We start from the raw sequence: 19828 nt of genomic DNA on the forward strand, positions 1-19828 counted from the left end.
TCCTCATTACTTTTGTTATAATCTTCAATGAAGGGCAGTATCGGCTGCGAACTGCACCATAATTAACTTACAACATTATAATAAGTATTATTCTGCCTTGATCCAAATGGACAGGGACGGAGGATCGAAACAATAACTATGAATTATACGGGATCCTTCTGCCTTTTTAGGGAAGGGTCCCTTTTTGTGTAAGGCTCTTTTCGGAAACTTTGTTTGATGCGTTTATGACAACTTTTTCGAAAGCAGCCTTTTTCATTTATATGTTTCGCAGCCTCTGACTTAAAAAGGAGGAACCGCTTGTGAAGAACACTTCTGATTTTATTAAAATGAAAAAAGAAAATGAAAAAATATCAATGGTGACTGCGTATGATTTTCCATCAGCCAAGCTTTCGGAAAAGGCGGGCCTTGACATGATCCTGGTAGGCGACTCGCTTGGAATGGTGGTTCTAGGTTATGATTCCACCGTGTCAGTCACCCTTGATGATATGATTCATCATACAAAAGCTGTGAAAAGGGGGGCTCCAGATACGTTCATCGTAACGGATATGCCCTTTATGACCTACCATCTTTCTAAGCGGGACACGTTGAAAGCGGCGATGGAAATCGTTCAGAAAAGCGGAGCTCACGCTGTAAAGGTAGAAGGAGGGGGACAGGTCGTTGATACTATCCGGGACATGACAAGTGCCGGTATTCCTGTTGTCGCTCATCTTGGATTGACTCCTCAGTCTGTTGGTGTATTAGGCGGATACAAAGTTCAGGGTAAAACCGCTGAAGCAGCTTCCAAGCTAATGGAAGAAGCGAAAAGGTGTGAAGAAGCGGGAGCGTTTGCCCTTGTAGTTGAATGTATTCCCCGACAGCTTGCTTCCGAAGTGGCCAAAAGCCTCCGTATTCCTGTAATCGGAATCGGAGCAGGGAGTGAAACAGATGGCCAGGTTCTTGTCTATCATGATATCTTGACCTATGGAGTTGAACGTATTCCTAAATTCGTCAAGAAATATGGAGACATGAATGAAGTAGCTCTTGCCGGCCTTGAGCATTACCATTCGGAGGTCAAACAGGGGCAATTTCCTGAAATGGGACATACGTTTACAATGAAAGAAGAAGAACTTCAAACGTTATATGGAGGAAGCAAATAATGCAGAAATTCACTGACATCTCCTCGATTCAGTCTTTTCTTCTTAAAGAAAAGCGCAACGGGAAAATGATAGGGTTTATTCCAACAATGGGATTCTTGCATGAAGGCCATCTTACACTTGCAGAGAAGGCAAAAAAAGAAAATGACATTGTTGTAATGAGCATCTTTGTTAACCCCCTTCAATTCGGGCCTAATGAGGATTTTGAAAGTTATCCGCGTGATCCTGAGAGGGACGCTAACCTTGCTCAATCAGCTGGTGTAGATGTGCTGTTTCTTCCTTCAGCGGATGAAATGTATTCCGGTTCTTCTATAAAGATGCAAGTAACGGAACGTACCAATGTTTTATGCGGAAGCAGACGGGAAGGGCATTTTGACGGAGTCGTAACTGTAGTGTCAAAGCTGTTCAATATCGTTGTCCCGGACAATGCTTATTTCGGCCTGAAGGATGCACAGCAAGTTGCCGTGATAGAGGGATTGACAAGGGATATGAACTTCCCTGTCAACATTAATCGGGTCCCGACTGTCAGGGAATCAGACGGGCTTGCCAAGAGTTCCAGGAATGTCTATTTATCACAGACAGAAAGAGACGAAGCACCTGTCCTCTACAGCAGCCTTCAAGAAGCTGAGATGTTAGTTTCTGAAGGTGAATATGACCCGTCAACAATCATTTCTTTTATTGAGAAACGGATTACTGCAGAAACAAGCGGTTTGATTGATTATATCGAAGTCTATTCATTTCCGGAACTTAAAGAATTACCGTCACTAACCGGAGAGTTTATCATAGCCTTAGCAGTGAAATTTGAGAAAGCCCGTTTGATTGATAATATTATCATCAAGGCAGGCCAGGAGGAGAAATAAAATGTTTAGAACGATGATGAGCGGAAAGATTCATAGAGCTACTGTAACGGAAGCGAATTTAAATTATGTTGGCAGTATCACAATCGACCAGGATATCCTTGATAATGTCGGAATGCTGCCGAATGAAAAAGTACAAATCGTCAACAACAATAATGGGGCAAGGCTGGAGACGTATATTATTCCAGGAGAGCGCGGAAGCGGAGTTTTTTGTTTGAACGGAGCAGCGGCCCGCCTTGTACAACCAGGTGATGTAATCATCGTTATCTCTTATAAGCTGGTTGCTGAGGAAAACGTCCATACACATGTACCGAAAGTCGCGATCATGGATGAAAACAATAAAATTGTAGAAATGATCGGAACCGAACCTGAAGCAACTGTATATTGATCAACCCAAAAAGCGAGTGACAGCCACTCGCTTTTTTATATTCGTTAATTTTCGAATTTATTGTTGTTTCAGGAAAGGGCTTAACCTTCTGCTGCTGAAATACAAAACGATTGGTTCACTGTGAGCCTGTTTGAAGTGGAGCGTTTGTTACGAGTTACTGGACCGCTGTATTTACGTGCTCTGATGCTTCCACTCTGAAATTATATATCTTCACCATTCATATTTTAAAATCTAGTATTGAATTTGAAAGTATTGTTAGATAATGATGTTGGTATTAGTTTAATAGTAAATGGGTTTTAACCAATGAAATAACAAAATGCACTGGTTCCCTCATGCTTTTGCTTAAATAAGATTTAAAATTAATCTAGAAATGAAACTCATGACTTCGATGGAGTAAAGCATGATATGGTCGATTGGAGCGGAAGGCGTGCGACCTCCTGCGTGATTAGCGGGACAGGTGAGACCAAGGTTACGTACCCACTGGAACGTAACCCCGCAGGCAAAGCCGAGAAGGCTCAACGCCCGCCCCGCGGAGTCGTACGCCTGGAGCGGAAATCAGCCAACACTTTTAAAGACAGAGACCTCAAACCACAACACTCTATAACACAGCCAATGTGACAAAGCAGCAATTCATTTTACTTTCATGGCTCTCTTCTAGCTCTGTAATCGGGTAATATGGTACACTTGTGAGGATAAACAGAGTAGATAAAGGCTGTGTGATTTATGATACCTCAAAAAATAGTGGTAGTAGATCTTGAAACAACTGGTAACTCCCCGAAAAAGGGAGATAAAATAATTCAGTTAGCTGCAATGGTCGTACAAGATGGAGTCATTGCAGATACATATACAACATTCATAAACCCCGATGTTGCAATTCCTTCCTTCATCGAGGAACTGACCGGCATAAATGATGATATGGTCAAAGATGCTCCTGAATTTGCAGAAATCGCTCCTAAGGTGCTGGAGCTATTGGATGGAGCTGTTTTTTGTGCCCATAATGTGCAGTTTGATTTGGGATTTTTACAGGCGGAGTTGGAAGAGGCGGGATACAATTCCTTTACCGGTCCTTCATTTGACACCGTCGAACTGGCGAAAATCACCCTGCCTACAGCAGACAGCTATAAACTGACGGAGTTGTCGGACAGATTGTCTTTTACCCACAGCAGACCGCATCAGGCGGATAGTGATGCCCTAGTGACAGCTGAGCTGCTGATTTACTTCATCGAAAAGCTTTCAACTTTGCCTCTTGTGACGCTTGAACAAATGGAAAGGCTGTCATCATGGCTGAAAAGTGATTTATCGTTATTATTTTCAAACATCCTTGCCGATAAGCGCAAGTCAATAGAGGACATAGATCCTGAGCTCGAAGTATATAGAGGGATTGCTTTAAAGAGAAAAACGGCATTGCCCCAGAACCCTTTGCTTCCTGCTGAAATCACCTACCCTCATGGCGATAATGATAAAACGGCCTTGTTATCAGCAGTGTTATCAGGGTTTGAGAAAAGAGACGGCCAGTTTTATATGATGGATAAAGCACATGAGGCCATGTCGGAAAGCAGACACGTTATCATCGAGGCAGGTACTGGTGTTGGAAAGTCGTTAGGCTATCTTTTGCCGGCTGTATACCACAGCAAGCAAAATGGAATACCTGTTGTATTAAGTACTTATACCATTCAGCTTCAAGAACAGCTTTTGGAAAAGGAAATAAAGTTTCTGAAAAAAATGCTGAATTTCCCTTTCAATGCAGTTCTTTTAAAAGGGAAAAATCATTATTTGAATCTTTTTAAGTTTGAACAATCACTGACTGAAGATGAAAACCACTATGATACAGCGATAACGAAAATGCAGATCCTTGTATGGCTGACTTCAACCAAAACAGGCGATGTTGATGAACTGAACCTTACAAGTGGAGGCCGGCTGTATTGGAACAGAGTCCGCCATGACGGCTGGCATATTAAAAAAGATCCTTGGGTCGGCAGAGACTTTTATCTCCATGCACGAGCAATTTCAAAAGAAGCGGATCTTGTTATTACGAACCACTCCATGCTGCTTGCGGATGTTGTCAGTGACAGCAAGCTGCTGCCCTCATATGACACAGTGATCATAGATGAAGCACATCATCTGGAAAAGTCGGCAAGAAGTCACTTTGGCAGGGTCATTGATTATTTATCAGCTAAATTTGTCATTGGCCAATTAGGAACCTGGGACCAGCGGCAGTTATTTCATAAACTTGAAAGAATACTTGAAGCCCATCTCATCAAACCTCAATTGCACTCTTTTGAATTAGATCGGTTCGTAACAGAATTTTATAGAGAGATCGAGGAATGCTTTTCAATCATTACCGCTCTATTCACTAAGCAGGCAAAAAAGAGAAAAGGCGTCCAAAAAATACAAATGAGACTGACGGATTCCGTGCTTTCGTCAAAAGAATGGCAGCCAGCCATAATGTGTATCGAAAGAGTCGTTTCCCAAATGAAAAGATTATCGAATGAAATGATGGAACGCCTCCAAAAGCTAAAGGAAAAGGAAAGCGAGCTTGAAGATTCAGAAAGAGCGGCCGTAGAAGAATTCTTCAGCTTCCTTGTTGAGTGGGATGAATTGAAATCAGGATTCCAGGATGTGTTCCTTTCACCTTCAAAAAATGATGTTATATGGCTTGAAGGCGATCTCCGTTCGCTGCCAAACAGCCTGATGATCCAATCGCAGCTCGCCTCTGTAGGAGATAAGCTGAAACAATCATTCTTTGATGTAAAGAAATGCGCGATCATGACTTCTGCAACATTAACTGTTCAGAACTCATTCAGGTATTTCATTGAAGAGATTGGCTTATCCGATCATAATATCGATACGTACAAAATATCTTCACCCTTTAACTATAGTGAAATGACAAAGCTTTTTATTCCTACAGATGTCCCTGAAATTCAAAATGTATCGCTTGATGAGTATGTAGAAGCAATTGCCACTCATTTAATCGGAGTTGCCCAAGCAACAAAGGGAAGGATGCTGGTGTTATTTACTGCATTTGATATGCTTAGAAAGACACATGATTTGATGAAGGACAGCGGCCTCCTTGAGGATTTTGTTCTCATGGCTCAAGGGATATCCAGTGGAAGCAGGACACGGCTGACGAAAAATTTTCAGCGGTTCGATAAAGCAATCCTGTTTGGAACAAGCAGTTTTTGGGAAGGTGTGGATATTCCCGGTGAAGATTTATCCTGCCTGGTCCTCGTAAGGCTGCCATTTTCTCCACCAGATGAGCCAGTCGCCCAAGCTAAAAGTGAGATCTTAAAAAATGAAGGAAAGAATCCTTTCTCTTACCACTCACTCCCGGAAGCGATCCTGCGATTTAAGCAGGGTGTCGGAAGGCTTATCAGAAGAAGCACAGATAGAGGAATTGTGATTGTTTTCGACAGAAGGATCATTACGGCAAGGTACGGAAAAGCTTTTCTCGAATCGATTCCAGATATGCCTGTAAGGCAGGGAGAACTCCAAGAAATGGTTGAATTGATTGAAGATTGGCTGTAGCAGGGCGCTGAATAAATCTTGTATATGGTCATCCCTTCTTGGCCGGATAAATTTTCATGATTAACGTACTCTATATGTAGACGTGTTTTGGAGGTATGTTAATCATGAGACGCATGTTAGCCGGAATCCTGATGGTTATGTTTTTTCTTTCTACAGGAGGGAATATAATAACAGCAGCTCCGAAGGTTGATTTAAAACTTAAACCTGATGAGTTTGCCTTGACTTTTTTGCCTTTTAAAAAAGGAGAAATCGGCATTATACATCTCCCGCAGGGGATAAACTATTTAATCAATTCAGGTGAACCCGAACAGTTAAAAGATCTTTCTGCGATTTTAAAGCAATATGGAATCGAGAAAATAACGGGTATCCTGGTTACGGATATAAAAGAATATCATCCAGAATCCCTGAAAGAGATCATCAAAAAATGGGGAACGGAAGAAATATTGACGGGCGCCATGATGGCTGCGCAAGTAATGGACCCGGACTTAAAGGTCCATGCATTGAAAAAAGGGGAAAAGGTTTCATTAAATGAAAAGGTCACCATCGATGTGATGTATGAAGGCTATCAGGATAATGAAGGTTTTGATTTTACTGTTACGTCATTGCCTCATCGATTCCTATGGCTCAGCTCGCATTCTTCCATTGCAGAAGATTCACTCATCAATGAACAACTCAGCAATGTAAATATACTAAAGGTTCCCTTGTATGATAAAACAGAGCTTTTATCTGAAAGGCTCTTAAATCATATTGACCCGCAAACAGCTATCTTTTACAGGGAGAAGAAGAAATTTATCAACACAGATGTACTTGAGCTTTTTCATGAAAGCTGGATTGATGTGTATTTTACAGGGCAGCATGGCCTGATAACGATTAAATTCAATAAAGATAATTATGAAGTGATAACATTTCCAGAGGAGAACCAGATATTAGGCTGAAGAAATCCATATGAAAGAGGACTGAGAACAGCCCCCTGAAGAAGTGTGTGTGTGGATTAGAATTATTTTTTTGTTGATAGTGTCGGCTATTGCTTGATTGCTGTTATAATGATTTATGGTTCTAATGTTATTGTGTCTTAACTTCAGGCTCAATATTTATAACAATTTTTGTGATGTAAGGAGGATTTTCTTTGGAAAGCAAAATTGAAGTGTTGTCGACACTTAAAATCCAGCATTCACCCGACTTATATAAAGTGGTTGATGCATTAAACCGGACACTGAAAGAAAAAGATTTGATGTTTGGACTGGCTTTGGATCCGGAAGACCAGGAACAAGCTGTTTTCACAATATATCGTACATAAAGAAGTGATGAAATGAAGAAAATTATATTTTTAATTGTATTGGTTTCAGTTGTCATTGTTGGAGCGATGGCGGCAATCTTTTTGAATGCCAGGTCACCGGTAAACAACAAGGCAGAGGGTGCTCTTCAGAGAGCTCAGAATGAAACGGAAATTGCATCGACCGAGGATGTTTCCCTCTACAACGGAAAAAACTCATATGTTGTCATTACAGGGGAAAATACAGACGGCGAGAAAATAATCGTATGGGTCCCTGAAGAAGACGAGGAAATTATCGTGAAAAAATGGGCGGATGGAATCTCGAAAAAGGCTGCAATTAATAAACTGAATGAGGAAGAAGAAGTACACGAAATCCTATCAGTAAAACTGGGCATGGAAAGTGTTGGTCCGGTTTGGGAGCTGACTTATCTTGATGATAATGAGCATCTGAATTACTACTACCTTCTGTTTGAAACGGGAGAGTGGTGGAGGAAGATTGAAAATCTTTAATAGGAGGAAACGATATGAAATGGGAATTAGCTGAAAGGGTTAGTGCTTTGACACCTTCAACAACCCTTGCTATCACAGCAAAGGCAAAGGAAATGAAAGCACAGGGCATTGATGTGATCGGCCTTGGAGCAGGAGAGCCTGATTTCAACACACCTGAACACATTATGGCTGCTGCTAATACTTCAATGAACGAAGGCCATACAAAATACACTCCAGCCGGCGGTTTGCCTCAATTAAAGAAAGCAATCATCAATAAATTCAAAAATGATCAAGGTATCTCGTATGAAGGGGAAGAAGTAATCGTAACAAGCGGTGCTAAACATGCTCTGTTCACACTCTTTCAAGTCCTTCTCAATGAAGGGGATGAAGTTATCATTCCGACACCATACTGGGTGAGCTATCCAGAGCAAGTTAAGCTTGCTGGCGGGAAGCCTGTCATTGTTGAAGGAAGAGAAGAGAATGAATACAAAATCACCCCTGAACAGCTGGAAAATGCTGTCTCGGAAAAAACAAAAGCCGTCATCATCAATTCCCCGAGCAACCCGACTGGAATGCTCTACAGCAGGGAAGAGCTTGAAGCAATTGGGGAGGTTTGTCTGGAGAAGAACATTTTGATTGTTTCAGATGAAATTTACGAGAAATTGGTTTATGAAGGAAACAGCCATGTGTCAATCGCTGAAATTTCTTCCCGACTGAAAGAACAGACCATCGTTATCAACGGAGTATCTAAATCACACTCCATGACGGGCTGGAGAATCGGCTATGCTGCAGGAGATGCCCAGATAATTAAAGCAATGACAAACCTGGCAAGCCATTCTACATCGAATCCGACGACTACATCTCAGCATGGAGCCATTGCCGCATATGATGGAACACAGGAACCGGTAGAGGAAATGCGCAAAGCCTTCGAGGAACGATTAAATATCGTATTTGAAAAATTAAATGCTATTCCCGGCTTTAATTGCATCAAGCCTCAAGGAGCTTTCTATTTGTTCCCTAATGTCAAAGAGGCTGCCTCATTGACGGGTTATGAATCAGTTGATACATTTGTAAAGGCACTTCTCGAAGAAGCGAATGTAGCCGTCATTCCGGGATCTGGATTCGGTTCTCCCGATAATATAAGATTATCTTATGCAACCTCTCTAGACTTATTTGAAAAAGCTTTGGAACGCATCCATTCTTTTGTAAATCAGAAAATCCAAGATGCAAAGTAACCATTTTCCGGTGGTAACCTGTCAGTTACCACCGGAAAATATTTTTATCCTTGCAAATTGTAAGTGAGTTTACAGGTTTTCTGTGTTGCTAGTGGTTGTATCGATATGTATAATAAGAAACAATAAGAAATGATACATAAGTCATTGTTGAAAGGTTTTGGAGGGAATTAAACGTGAAAACAACAATAGCAGAAGTGAATAAATATGTAGGAGAAGAAGTGACAATAGGTGCCTGGCTTGCAAACAAACGTTCAAGCGGGAAAATTGCATTTCTTCAACTTCGTGATGGGACAGGCTTTATACAAGGTGTTGTAGTGAAGAGTGAAGTCGAAGAAGAAATCTTCCAAAAAGCAAAAGCGCTTACCCAGGAAACATCCCTGTATGTTACGGGTGTAATCCAAGAAGATAGCCGCTCTCCGTTTGGGTATGAGATGCAGGTAAACAACCTGGAGGTCATTCATGAATCCGTTGATTACCCGATTACACCAAAAGAGCATGGTACAGAATTCCTGATGGACAACCGCCACTTATGGCTGCGTTCACGCCGGCAGCATGCTGTTATGAAGGTGAGAAACGAAATCATCCGTGCAACATATGAATTCTTCAATAAAGAAGGATTTGTTAAAGTAGATCCGCCTATCCTTACAGGAAGTGCGCCAGAAGGAACATCTGAACTTTTCCATACTAAATACTTCGATGAAGATGCGTACCTTTCACAAAGCGGCCAGCTGTATATGGAAGCTGCTGCAATGGCGTTAGGAAAAGTATTTTCATTTGGACCGACATTCCGTGCAGAAAAATCAAAAACACGCCGCCACCTGATTGAATTCTGGATGATCGAACCGGAAATGGCGTTCTATGAGCACGATGACAGCCTGAAAGTGCAGGAAGAGTATGTATCTCATATAGTTCAATCTGTTCTGGAAAATTGTAAGCTTGATTTGGAGAGGCTGGGACGTGACACCTCAAAACTTGAAAATATCAAGGCTCCGTTCCCGCGGATCAGCTACGATGATGCCATCAAGTTCTTACAGGAAAAAGGCTTCGACGATATCGAGTGGGGCGATGATTTTGGTGCTCCCCATGAGACGGCGATCGCAGAAAGCTATGATAAACCGGTATTCATTACTCATTACCCTACTGCCTTGAAGCCATTCTATATGCAGCCGCATCCTGAAAGGGAAGATGTAGTGCTTTGTGCAGACCTTATAGCACCGGAAGGCTATGGAGAAATCATCGGCGGATCTGAACGCCTTCATGACCATGAAATTCTAAGCAAGCGAATCAAGGAACATGATTTGGATCCTGAAGCTTATAAGTGGTACCTGGAACTGCGTAAATACGGTTCTGTACCTCACTCAGGCTTTGGACTTGGCTTGGAGAGAACAGTGGCATGGATCAGCGGTGTGGAACACGTACGTGAATCAATTCCATTCCCAAGACTATTAAACCGCTTATATCCATAAAAAATTCAAAATGACTGTCTTGTGATATTTTTCCAGGGCAGTCTTTTTTTCCGCTTTTGTCCATCTGGCGGGAGGCCCATGGCTGTTTCCGCAGATGTAGTCATTTTCCATGTTCAGTGTTTTTGTCAGCATGATATACTAATGAATGAGGTGGACGTATTATGGATTATAAACAATTGATGATAGCTTGGATGGAAGAAGGTACTGTCAGTATTCCTCAGCTCCTTCTGTCCAATTACCACAGACTTGGTTTGAGCGAATCCGAATTTGTTTTGCTGCTCCAGGTATTTTCTTTTATAGAAAAAGGCAACGATTTCCCTACTCCTGAAGAACTTTCCTCCAAAATGAGTTTCTCCAGTGAAGAGTGTTCATCAATTCTCAGAAGACTTGTTCAAAGCCAATTCATTTCCATTGAAGAAGGAAATTCATCAAATGGCATTCTTTACGAGAAATATTCTTTGAAACCTCTTTGGACGAAACTTGCTGATTTTCTTGCATCTGAAAGCAAGGGAGAAAGTGTAGAAAAGACTTTACAGGATGAGAGCGACTTGTATACTTGTTTTGAACAAGAATTCAGCCGGCCTCTTTCACCGCTTGAATGTGAAACATTGGCAATGTGGATAGACCAGGATGAACATAATGCAATGATCATCAAGGCAGCTCTTCGAGAAGCTGTTATCTCAGGGAAATTGAATTTCCGTTATATCGACCGCATCTTATTTGAGTGGAAGAAGAATGGCGTGAAAACAATAGAACAGGCCAAGAAGCATGGAGAACGGTTTCGTCCGCATCAGAAAGTGCAGCCATCAAGCCAAACAACTCAAAGCGATAAGAAGGCTGTACCGTTTTATAACTGGCTTGAACAGTAATAGGACATTCTGCACATGCAGTTATATGAATAGAACAGAGAAGGGGATGTCATATCCATTGCATAGCAGGCTTGACATCCCTTTGTTTTAGGCTTTGTTAGTTAATGATGTTGTAATTCAAGTTTAATGCCTTACATTTTATCCTTTATAAACTGCAATTAATTTCTTGCTACTTCTACTCTTTAACAAAGCCTTGTTTTAAGACAAGAATTCAGGATATACATAAAAATAAATTGAAATACAGTGGTGAAAATAATGTTGAATAAAAGTCAAATTGAGTATTGTTTATCTGAAATGGAAAAGATGTTTCCGGATGCTCACTGTGAATTGAATCATCGAAACCCTTTTGATTTAGTTATTGCCGTATTGTTATCAGCCCAATGTACAGATGCACTGGTAAACAAAGTTACAAAGACACTATTTGAAAAATACAAAGAACCCGAAGATTACTTAAAGGTAAGCCTTGAGGAGCTGCAGCAGGATATACGTTCTATCGGGCTTTACAGGAATAAGGCGAAAAATATCCGAAGCCTGTGTGAAATACTTTTAGAGCAGCATGGAGGAGAGGTCCCTCAATCAAGGGATGAACTTGTTGAACTCCCTGGTGTGGGAAGGAAGACGGCAAATGTGGTGGTATCCGTAGCGTTCGGGGAACCAGCATTGGCTGTAGACACCCATGTTGAGAGGGTGAGCAAGCGGCTGGCGATCTGCCGCTGGAAAGACAGTGTCTTGGAGGTTGAAAAGACCTTAATGAGAAAAATTCCTAAAGAAAAATGGTCGGACACCCATCACCGGCTTATTTTCTTCGGAAGGTATCATTGTAAAGCCCAGTCTCCGCAGTGTAATATATGTCCGCTTCTTGATCTCTGCAGAGAAGGAAAAAAACGCATGAAAAGGAAGAAGTAACATGGGGGAAGCTATATCACTTCCTATTCCTGTACAACTTATGAACTCCTTGTTTTTTAATGATGATGAAAAGGGTCTTTTGATTAATATGGAAGAGAAAGACTCATTGAAACCTGTTTTTTCATTTGAATTTCTCTATTACAATGATATTCCTTTACAGATCCTTCCCTGGGAAAATACAGATGAGGTCAAACGGTTAGAGGAAAGTTGGCAGACGCTGCGCCTAAACTTAAATCAGGCGTTTTCTGCCAGGGCTGCAGCTGAAATAGAGGAGCATATGAAAAACGCTATAGCATGCTTTCTTATGTATTTATTTTGGACGAATGGTCTGCCTGCCAATGCGGCTGATTGGAAAGAAGAGCTTCCGAAATTACATGTTAAACCTGTAAATGCAGGAGAAAGGCTTGAATTTGTGTTTATGCAGCCGTCGCTATTTCACTCATATAAACAATTGGATCAGTTATTTACGGAACAAATAAAGCAATTTGCTAAACATCTTGCTATTTCGCAATCGAAATGAATGAATCACTGAAAAAGGCGTCTGACATATGTCAGACGCCTTTATTATTATTGCTGGCTTCCGGTTCCGGAGTTGTTACCCGAGTTATTCCCATTGCCGCCGTTACCTTGGCCATTGCCTTCGCCATCGCCAGTGTCATCCTCGGCAGGAGGATTGTCTCCATCATCTCCATCACCTTCACCGTTTCCATCATCATTTCCTTCTTGGTTCTCATCATCATTTCCATCTTGATTTTCGTGATCTTCAGGATTTTCTTCTGAACCTTCATCCTGTTCTTCTTCCTCTTCCTGAACTACAACAGTTACAGTTGCTGAATCACTGCGCTGTTCACCATCGACTGCTGTTACAGTAAATGAGTAAGTACCATCAGCAGCAATGTTCTCAACAATCAAGCCTTTTTCAGGTGTCGTGGAAAGCACTTTTGCTTCCTCATCATTGAACGAACCTGTTACTTCAAAGCTTGGTTTTCTATCCTCATCCTCTTCATATTTCCATGTCAGAGTAATGGTCTTTTTGTCTTTATCATAATCTGCCTTGAATTCTTGCGGAGCAGGCAACTTATCAAATTGCTCTGAAACCTGGCTAGGTTCTGTTCCACGCACAAACAGCTCATAAGTGATTTTATCATCAGGTGTATAGTCACTTGGCAGACGTGCAGGATTAGAGCCTTTTTCAACAGGCGATTCGACTACACTTTTCGGCTTTTTGAAGTCTTCAGTGTCGATATCTTGAGACACATAGCTCATGAGATCTTTGACGATGTATTGTGCTATTCTACGTTCTCTTGGATCTAAGGAATATTTTATTTCTTTATATCCTGTCCAGACAGAGGCAGTATAGTTTGTAGTATAACCTACAAACCAAGAGTCTGGTGCCTCATTTTTAGGAATATCATGTGTAGCTCTGAAGTCATCATCATAGTTTGTGGTCCCCGATTTTCCTGCCATAGGCAAGCCTGGGACATTTGCAAATACTCCAGTTGCTCCCGGATTTAAGACATCCTTTAACATATCATTGATCATGTAGGCGGTGTAATCCTTCATTACGGTTTTAGGTTCCGGATCGACAGATACCTCCGTTTCACCATCTCTAAGAATAATTTTCTTAACGGTGTGTGGTTTGTTGTAAACTCCTCCGTTACCAAATGCAGCATAAGCACCTGCCATTTGGATAGAGTTTACGCCAGGTGTTCCACCAATCGCAGCAGATTCAAAAAGTTGCTCTTCAAAGTCAAGACCAAGGTTTGCGATGAATTCAGTACCTCTTTCGGTACCAACTTCTTTTAGAGCTTTTACTGCTGGGACATTCCGGGAATCCCATAATGAGAGACGCATAGAAACATTGCCCTTAAATGCTCCATCCCAGTTGTTAACTTCTCCTCCAGCATCATATTCGTATGGTTCATCCTTAAACTGCTTGTAGGTAGACCACTTCTCGTATTCAATACCTGGTGCGTAATCTAATAAAGGCTTTATTGTTGATCCTGGCTGCCTTTTTTGGTCAACGGCAAAGTTAAATCCTCGTTTAATTTCTCCATAGTTTCTTCCTCCGCCGATTGCACGAATTTCCCCAGTTTGTGTATCAAGCAGGGTGATGCCAGCCTGCATGACAGCTTCTTCAAATCGTGCTGGGTATTCAAAATCAATTGCCTCGCCAGCAAGAATCGCTTCTACACGCTGTTGGGCGTTAGGATCGACAGTGGTGTACACCTTCAAACCGTCAGTGAAGAGGTTGTAGTCTCCCAACTCAGCGACTTCATCGATAACAACATCAATGAATGCTTGATACTTATCAACAGAACGCTCTTCTCTTTTTTCTTCTGAAACAAGCGTTTCTGTGACAGGAACTGCCTGCGCCTGTGCCATTTCTTCCTGACTGATTTTACCGTGTTGGTGCATCAGGCTGAGAACAATGTTTCTTCTTTTCTCTGCTTTTTCAGGAAAATTAAAAGGATTGTAGTTGTTTGGGCTTTGCGGCATTCCTGCAAGAAGGGCCGCTTCATGGAGCTCAAGGTCTTTCAATTCTTTGCCATAATAATAGGTTGCAGCTGTGCCGAAACCATTAATTCCGGCAGACATATAGACTTTATTGAAATACATTTCAAAGATGTCCTGCTTTGTGTATTCCTGTTCAAGCTTGATGGCAAGCCATGCTTCCTGGGCTTTACGTTCCAACGTTTTATCAGGTGTAAGGAATGAACCTTTAATGACCTGCTGTGTCAATGTACTGGCCCCTTCAGAACCAAATCCATTTGTTACATTGGCAATAACGGCTCCGCCGAGGCGGATCAAATCTATACCATTATGTTTATAAAAGCGGTTATCCTCTGTAGCCAATATTGCTTCTTCCATAAGAGGGGGGATCTGTTCGTAATTTACATAATCCCGCTTTTCGGTTCCTACTGTTGTAATTAAGTCGCCGTTCATGTCGAAAATTTCAGAGGCGATAGGATCTTTGAGCAGGGACTCGTCTAATGCAGGAGCATTGCTTGCATAATAAGCAAACAGGCCGGCGCCTGACAGCATGCCGATGATGCCGATAATAAATAAACTGATAAGCGCTTTGGCAAAGAATGATTTTTTCTTTCCTTTTCCATTTGCCTTTGCTTTTTTCTGCTGTGCAAGGCGTTTTTCTTCCCTGGATTTATATTGACCAGACATAACTTATTTCCTCACTTTCATATCTCTTAAATCGCTGTCTTAGGAGTCATGGATAGCATTACTCAATCACAGCATGAGATTTCCGTATTTAAAAGAATAAAGAATGTACAATTTTAAGATAATCAATACGGGGATGAAAACCCAACGGAATCTTGTATCCGTCTTTTTCAATTTCGGCTTTTGTGATGGATTTTCTGCCGCCCCGCTCCATTCTCTCCCAGTATATAAAAAGTTCTTTAAATTTCATAAAGAATATTTCTTCTGTCGCCGAAAATCGGATCAGGATAAAGGCAATACCCTTTTGTTCACTCACTTGCTTCATATGGATGATTTGATGCTCATGAAGATTTTGCAGCGGAAAGGAGGTTTTGTTTCTCGTTTCCTTCGCTTCAAAATCTATGTATCTGCCTTGAAATAACCCATTATAATCCGTCGTGGAAGGCTGCTTAAAATAAGCCTCTTTAATAACGGCAGCACTTCGCTGCGGATAGTGCACATCGACAATTTGAACAGGGGTTGGCTTCTTATGAATAACTGCAATGCCGTTGGCCAGGTAGTATTGATTCGTCTCATTGATATCTTCCTCTAATGTCATCCCCCGGTTGCTGTATGAAACTTTCTTGGCTGCCGGTTTCTTACTGGCAGAGGAATCCTTCGGAATAAACTTTTTCCCATTAGGATAATGGAAGTTCATATTCACACCTCACAAACTAATCTATATGATATCAGATACGTCAAGAAGATGGGTGAATAAAATTTCCTAAATCTCGTCATCATAACCCTATAAAGACTAACGAGGCGGTTTACATGAAGAAAATATCCTTTTTTCACCGGTTTTTACCCGTTTGCTCATCCGCTGAAACCCCTGAGACATTAATAAGGAAGATCAGGGAAACAACCTTTCGCTATAATAAGGACAATATTTCCAGAACGAAGGCTTATCAAGAGTATTACCTATTACACCCTGAAATAAAATGGTCATTTTTAGCCTCCATGGTCTCTCGAAATGCCGGATGGAACATGTGCGACCTAAAAGGTGCATGGCTTCCCGATGTGATTGACAGAGATATTCGAAAAGACCTTTTCCTTACATATGAAAGGGCGAATTGGCTGATTTTTCAAGATATCTTTCCTCAGCTCTTGATATATCACTATATGACGGAAATGAAGAAAGAAATGTTTCACTTATTAAGTGAATTTTTTGTGTCGGCATTCATGCAGAAAGAGTGGAAACTTTTTTGGGAGGATGAAGATATGGAAAGGCTGATGCAGGCACTTATCATAAATGAACAAAATGTCATTGAAGAACCGGTCATTCGTCATCCTGTATATAAAAGGAGAGTATTCAAATCTAATTTATTCTTTTTGGAAGATCATCTTCACTTCAGTTCAGTTTTATTCCCGACAAGAGGAGGGAATTTATACGGAGCAAGTGTAAGCGATTTTAGAAAATTGGATAGCCGAATTGCATTGGGGAACAGGCTCGCACAAATTTTATTTAAAGAGGATTTATATTTTTATTTTAAGGAATTTGCGCTTTCAGTTGAACCGACAGGATCCCGAAGAGATTATGAACAGTACTGCAGGGGTGCGCCTTTTACAGGGACGCCCATCCTCCGGGCAGTGTTTGATGTGACAGAGCACCATATCCACGAGCCGCTTGGCGACTGGTCTAAAGAAAGAAAAGTGAAAAGCAAGTGGTTTAGCCGGTCTAAGGCAAAGGAGCCTGTCAAACTGACCCAATGGTATTTTGGCAAACAACTTCAGCTGCAAAAAGCAATTGAGATAAGAAACCTTTTTAATAGGAAGAAATAAAGTGCCGGTTCGCTCTGTATGAGCTTGCCGGCACTGTCTTAAACTAGCGTTATATTAAGTTGATGGACGGTCCGGCCCCTCCAATTTCGGGTTACCTTGTCCGGCTTTCGTTTCGTTTCGTTTTGCTTCTTTAATTCTTTGTTCTTTGCTTTGGTTTTTAGCCATGGTCGTTTCACACCTCCTCTTAGTATTGTTCTAATCCTTGTGGAATTTCATTCAGTATTTCTGTCGAAAATCTTCGTCGAGATTATGCGATTTCCACTTTCTTTGCCGAAAGAATACTAGTTTTGTCAAGCCTGAAGGTAGAAGGGGAAAGAGGGAGAATACTTATATAAACCTAATTTGAGGAGGCTTTAATATGGTTTGTAAAGATGACCTGCTCGGAATGCTGACAGACATAGAAAATCAACTTGAACAATTAGAAGAGAAGATAGGCGCGAAGGTTCATGAAGAAAAATCAATAATAATAAAGGAAAGGCAATTGAAAGTTGCCAGAGCTGAAAAGGGATATATGAAATCAGAGGGACGGATTCTTGTGAAAATGCATCTTTATGGGGAGGGTGTACCGGAAAAGGCGCGTAAGATCAATAATCTTGAATTATCCTATAAAACCACATAAAATGAAGTAACAACCAAAGTGGCTTACAAGCTGCTTTTTTTTATTCTCAATTATGGGAGGATGCCGTATGAATAACTTAAAACAATTAACTTCCGATCTTCTTCAACTAAATGAAGAAATTCTGTCGACATATAAAAAAACAAGAGAACGAGGGGAAAAAGGGGATTTTTATCAAGAGGTCAAGCCTTTTGCTGACCGTACAAAAGAGCTGGTGGATGAATGGCATCAGCTTGCCCTTCAATGGATGAAGGACAGCAGGCCGAAAAACCTCCATCCCAGCCAAATCATCAATACAGCTGAAAACATTGAAATGATTTCTATTCAGGCATTTTTCCCCGAGTCCAGCTATAAGAGGTTCATCAGTCATTCACAATCAGTCCATTACGTTTTAAAAACCGTCCTGGACCAATATGATGAGTAATTCGATAGGCAATGGAAAGGGCAGAATCAAAAGATTCTGCCCTTTATTTATCTATATTCAGTTTGGAACCACAGGCGATTCTGGTGACGGATAGGCTGCTTCAATTTCTTTTACAAGCTGACGGTACTCCGTGATGGAAATTTCATTTAATATGTAACACTTTCGGGCAAATGTAAGAAGTTCATTTAATGTAGCTGGATTAAAATGGTACTTTTCATGAAATAATTGCTGAATCTCTTCTAAATTCATTTTTATTCCTCCCCTTGTTACGTTGAAATTTGGGTCATCCCTTCCCCTTACAAGGCTATACTAACATGAATTCTGCAAATTAGAAGTTGTAAGAAAAATGGAACTTCCGACAAAAAAATTAAATTTTTGTCGAAAGTACTATTGTTGATGAATGCTCTTTTGGACATTTGCACAAGGCATTGGCACATTTTTGCTGCAGAAACATATTTTATAGCAGAGATTCCTTTGTCAGGAGGATGAATGGAAATGAATCATTACAATAATAAAAGGTATCCAGCCCCCCGTTATAATGGAGGCTTCCAACAAAGTTATTCTGGTCCTGTACCATATTCTCCATATGGCACGCCACAGGGATATGGTCATCAGCAATTTGGATTTCCAGGGCAATCCCCCTATGGGAACGGTGGCAGTTATCAACCGCAAATGCCAGGGTATCAAACCAACCCGGGACAACAGTCAGCTTATCAAAATCAGTTCTTTCAAAACCCGCTCCAGCCTGAAGAAAATACTTATTATCAACAGCAGGGTGGGTATAATGAATACCCCGGTATGACAAATCCTTATCCTCAAGGCAGTTTTATGGTCAAACCTCCTTCATCCGGGGTAGGGACGATCATGAATTCTTTTAAATCACAGGATGGCTCGCTCGACTTCAACAAAATGATGAATACAACCGGTCAGATGATGAATGCTTTGAACCAGGTGTCGTCCATGGTCAAGGGCCTTGGTGGAATGTTTAAGTTGTAGTTATGTTGAACAAGGGCCGTCTTCGGATATGATGCTCTGTACCTGAGGATTTAAATTTCCAAGGCGGGATCATAGGTTGTTACCAATTAACAGCAAAACAAAAAAGCTCAGGGATTCCCTGAGCTTTTATAATTCTACCTTTTTCCCTCTTAACTTACCAAGCTTGAGTGTCAATAATCCATTTTCATAAGAAGCTTTCACTTTTCTTTCGTCGATCATGCCATGCAGCGGGATTGTTCGTGAGTTGTGCTGCTTCAGCTGCTTTTGGAAGAACACGTTTGCTTTTTCATCTTTCTGAGTATGGACTTCATTATTATCTACTGAGATTGTTACGTAGTTTTGGTAGATATCAATATCAATCTGCTCTTTTTTTACACCAGGAAGCTTTGCTGTGATTGTGTAGTCCGCCTTGGATTCCTTCAGGTCAATTGGGAATCCTCCAAATGGGAAAGGGGAGGAAAAGAACTCATCAATACTTTCAAGGATCCCCCTGACCGGTTTTTCATGAAAAAAACCATTCATGGAATCCATCAGGTCACTGAAGGGCTTTTGTCTCTTTTTATCCGGGAGCTTACCATCCATCATACTTGTCTCCTTTCAGGCAGTTTTCTCCATTTATTTTATGTGCGGATTCAGTAAAAGGTGTAAATATGCCC

20 protein-coding genes are annotated in these 19828 nt (G+C 41.1%); 16 read left to right on the forward strand and 4 right to left on the reverse strand.

The features are described from left to right. The first annotated feature begins 299 nt into the window (after positions 1 to 299). The 12 genes from panB (at position 300) to M1E09_RS07755 (ending at position 12661) form a co-directional block, all read left to right on the forward strand. Positions 300 to 1136: a 3-methyl-2-oxobutanoate hydroxymethyltransferase gene (gene panB, locus M1E09_RS07700; RefSeq protein WP_456274254.1), complete on the forward strand. Its 837-nt coding sequence runs from the start codon at positions 300 to 302 to the stop codon at positions 1134 to 1136. After that, the gene (gene panC / locus M1E09_RS07705; RefSeq protein WP_456274255.1) at positions 1136 to 1993 is read left to right on the forward strand and encodes a pantoate--beta-alanine ligase; all 858 of its coding nucleotides are present in this window, start codon (positions 1136 to 1138) and stop codon (positions 1991 to 1993) included. Before panB ends, panC begins: the two co-directional genes overlap by 1 nt. A gap of 1 nt (position 1994) precedes the next feature. After that, entirely contained in the window at positions 1995 to 2378 is a 384-nt protein-coding gene (gene panD, locus M1E09_RS07710) for an aspartate 1-decarboxylase (protein WP_456274256.1), read from the forward strand. Between the two features lie 723 nt (positions 2379 to 3101). After that, positions 3102 to 5903 (forward strand): ATP-dependent DNA helicase DinG, encoded by a 2802-nt coding sequence (dinG, locus tag M1E09_RS07715; RefSeq protein ID WP_456274257.1) that lies wholly within the window; start codon positions 3102 to 3104, stop codon positions 5901 to 5903. A 104-nt stretch (positions 5904 to 6007) separates the two neighbouring features. Continuing rightward, the gene (locus M1E09_RS07720; protein WP_456274258.1) at positions 6008 to 6838 is read left to right on the forward strand and encodes a hypothetical protein; all 831 of its coding nucleotides are present in this window, start codon (positions 6008 to 6010) and stop codon (positions 6836 to 6838) included. Between the two features lie 191 nt (positions 6839 to 7029). Beyond that, positions 7030 to 7200: a YpmA family protein gene (locus M1E09_RS07725; RefSeq protein ID WP_456274259.1), complete on the forward strand. Its 171-nt coding sequence runs from the start codon at positions 7030 to 7032 to the stop codon at positions 7198 to 7200. A gap of 12 nt (positions 7201 to 7212) precedes the next feature. Further along, on the forward strand, positions 7213 to 7686 hold the full coding sequence (locus M1E09_RS07730) for a cell wall elongation regulator TseB-like domain-containing protein (RefSeq protein ID WP_456274260.1): 474 nt from the start codon (positions 7213 to 7215) through the stop codon (positions 7684 to 7686). 14 nt (positions 7687 to 7700) lie between these two features. Continuing rightward, positions 7701 to 8900, forward strand: coding sequence for a pyridoxal phosphate-dependent aminotransferase (locus M1E09_RS07735; RefSeq protein WP_456274261.1), 1200 nt, complete (start codon positions 7701 to 7703; stop codon positions 8898 to 8900). Between the two features lie 173 nt (positions 8901 to 9073). Then, positions 9074 to 10366: an asparagine--tRNA ligase gene (asnS, locus tag M1E09_RS07740; RefSeq protein WP_456274262.1), complete on the forward strand. Its 1293-nt coding sequence runs from the start codon at positions 9074 to 9076 to the stop codon at positions 10364 to 10366. Between the two features lie 161 nt (positions 10367 to 10527). Further along, complete coding sequence (locus M1E09_RS07745) at positions 10528 to 11235, forward strand: DnaD domain-containing protein (RefSeq protein WP_456274263.1); 708 nt, start codon at positions 10528 to 10530, stop codon at positions 11233 to 11235. 255 nt (positions 11236 to 11490) lie between these two features. Beyond that, positions 11491 to 12141, forward strand: a complete 651-nt coding sequence (gene nth, locus M1E09_RS07750; RefSeq protein ID WP_456274264.1) for an endonuclease III — start codon at positions 11491 to 11493, stop codon at positions 12139 to 12141. A gap of 1 nt (position 12142) precedes the next feature. Then, positions 12143 to 12661 carry a YpoC family protein gene (locus M1E09_RS07755; protein WP_456274265.1) on the forward strand — a complete coding sequence of 173 codons (519 nt, stop codon included), beginning with the start codon at positions 12143 to 12145 and terminating at the stop codon, positions 12659 to 12661. 47 nt (positions 12662 to 12708) lie between these two features. On the opposite strand, the gene M1E09_RS07760 is transcribed toward M1E09_RS07755, so the two are convergent. Both M1E09_RS07760 and recU read right to left on the reverse strand, forming a co-directional pair. Further along, complete coding sequence (locus M1E09_RS07760; RefSeq protein WP_456274266.1) at positions 12709 to 15321, reverse strand: transglycosylase domain-containing protein; 2613 nt, start codon at positions 15319 to 15321, stop codon at positions 12709 to 12711. Positions 15322 to 15409: 88 nt separating this feature from the next. Beyond that, entirely contained in the window at positions 15410 to 16015 is a 606-nt protein-coding gene (gene recU, locus M1E09_RS07765; RefSeq protein ID WP_456274267.1) for a Holliday junction resolvase RecU, read from the reverse strand. Positions 16016 to 16128: 113 nt separating this feature from the next. Here recU and M1E09_RS07770 point away from each other — a divergent pair, with 113 nt between their 5' ends. The 3 genes from M1E09_RS07770 (at position 16129) to M1E09_RS07780 (ending at position 18176) form a co-directional block, all read left to right on the forward strand. Further along, entirely contained in the window at positions 16129 to 17136 is a 1008-nt protein-coding gene (locus M1E09_RS07770; protein WP_456274268.1) for a DUF2515 family protein, read from the forward strand. Between the two features lie 358 nt (positions 17137 to 17494). Then, positions 17495 to 17755, forward strand: a complete 261-nt coding sequence (locus tag M1E09_RS07775) for a hypothetical protein (protein WP_456274269.1) — start codon at positions 17495 to 17497, stop codon at positions 17753 to 17755. Positions 17756 to 17822: 67 nt separating this feature from the next. Beyond that, positions 17823 to 18176: a YppE family protein gene (locus M1E09_RS07780; RefSeq protein ID WP_456274270.1), complete on the forward strand. Its 354-nt coding sequence runs from the start codon at positions 17823 to 17825 to the stop codon at positions 18174 to 18176. A gap of 57 nt (positions 18177 to 18233) precedes the next feature. On the opposite strand, the gene yppF is transcribed toward M1E09_RS07780, so the two are convergent. Beyond that, a complete protein-coding gene (yppF, locus tag M1E09_RS07785; RefSeq protein ID WP_456274271.1) occupies positions 18234 to 18425 on the reverse strand; it encodes a YppF family protein in 192 nt (63 codons plus the stop codon). A gap of 246 nt (positions 18426 to 18671) precedes the next feature. On the opposite strand from yppF, the gene M1E09_RS07790 reads away from it, so the two are divergent. Continuing rightward, positions 18672 to 19172, forward strand: a complete 501-nt coding sequence (locus tag M1E09_RS07790) for a YppG family protein (RefSeq protein ID WP_456274272.1) — start codon at positions 18672 to 18674, stop codon at positions 19170 to 19172. 126 nt (positions 19173 to 19298) lie between these two features. Here the strand turns inward: M1E09_RS07790 and M1E09_RS07795 are convergent, their stop codons facing one another. After that, positions 19299 to 19757 carry an Hsp20 family protein gene (locus M1E09_RS07795; RefSeq protein ID WP_456274273.1) on the reverse strand — a complete coding sequence of 153 codons (459 nt, stop codon included), beginning with the start codon at positions 19755 to 19757 and terminating at the stop codon, positions 19299 to 19301. Positions 19758 to 19828 lie beyond the last annotated feature (71 nt).

The organism is Bacillus sp. AK031, assembly GCF_053903065.1.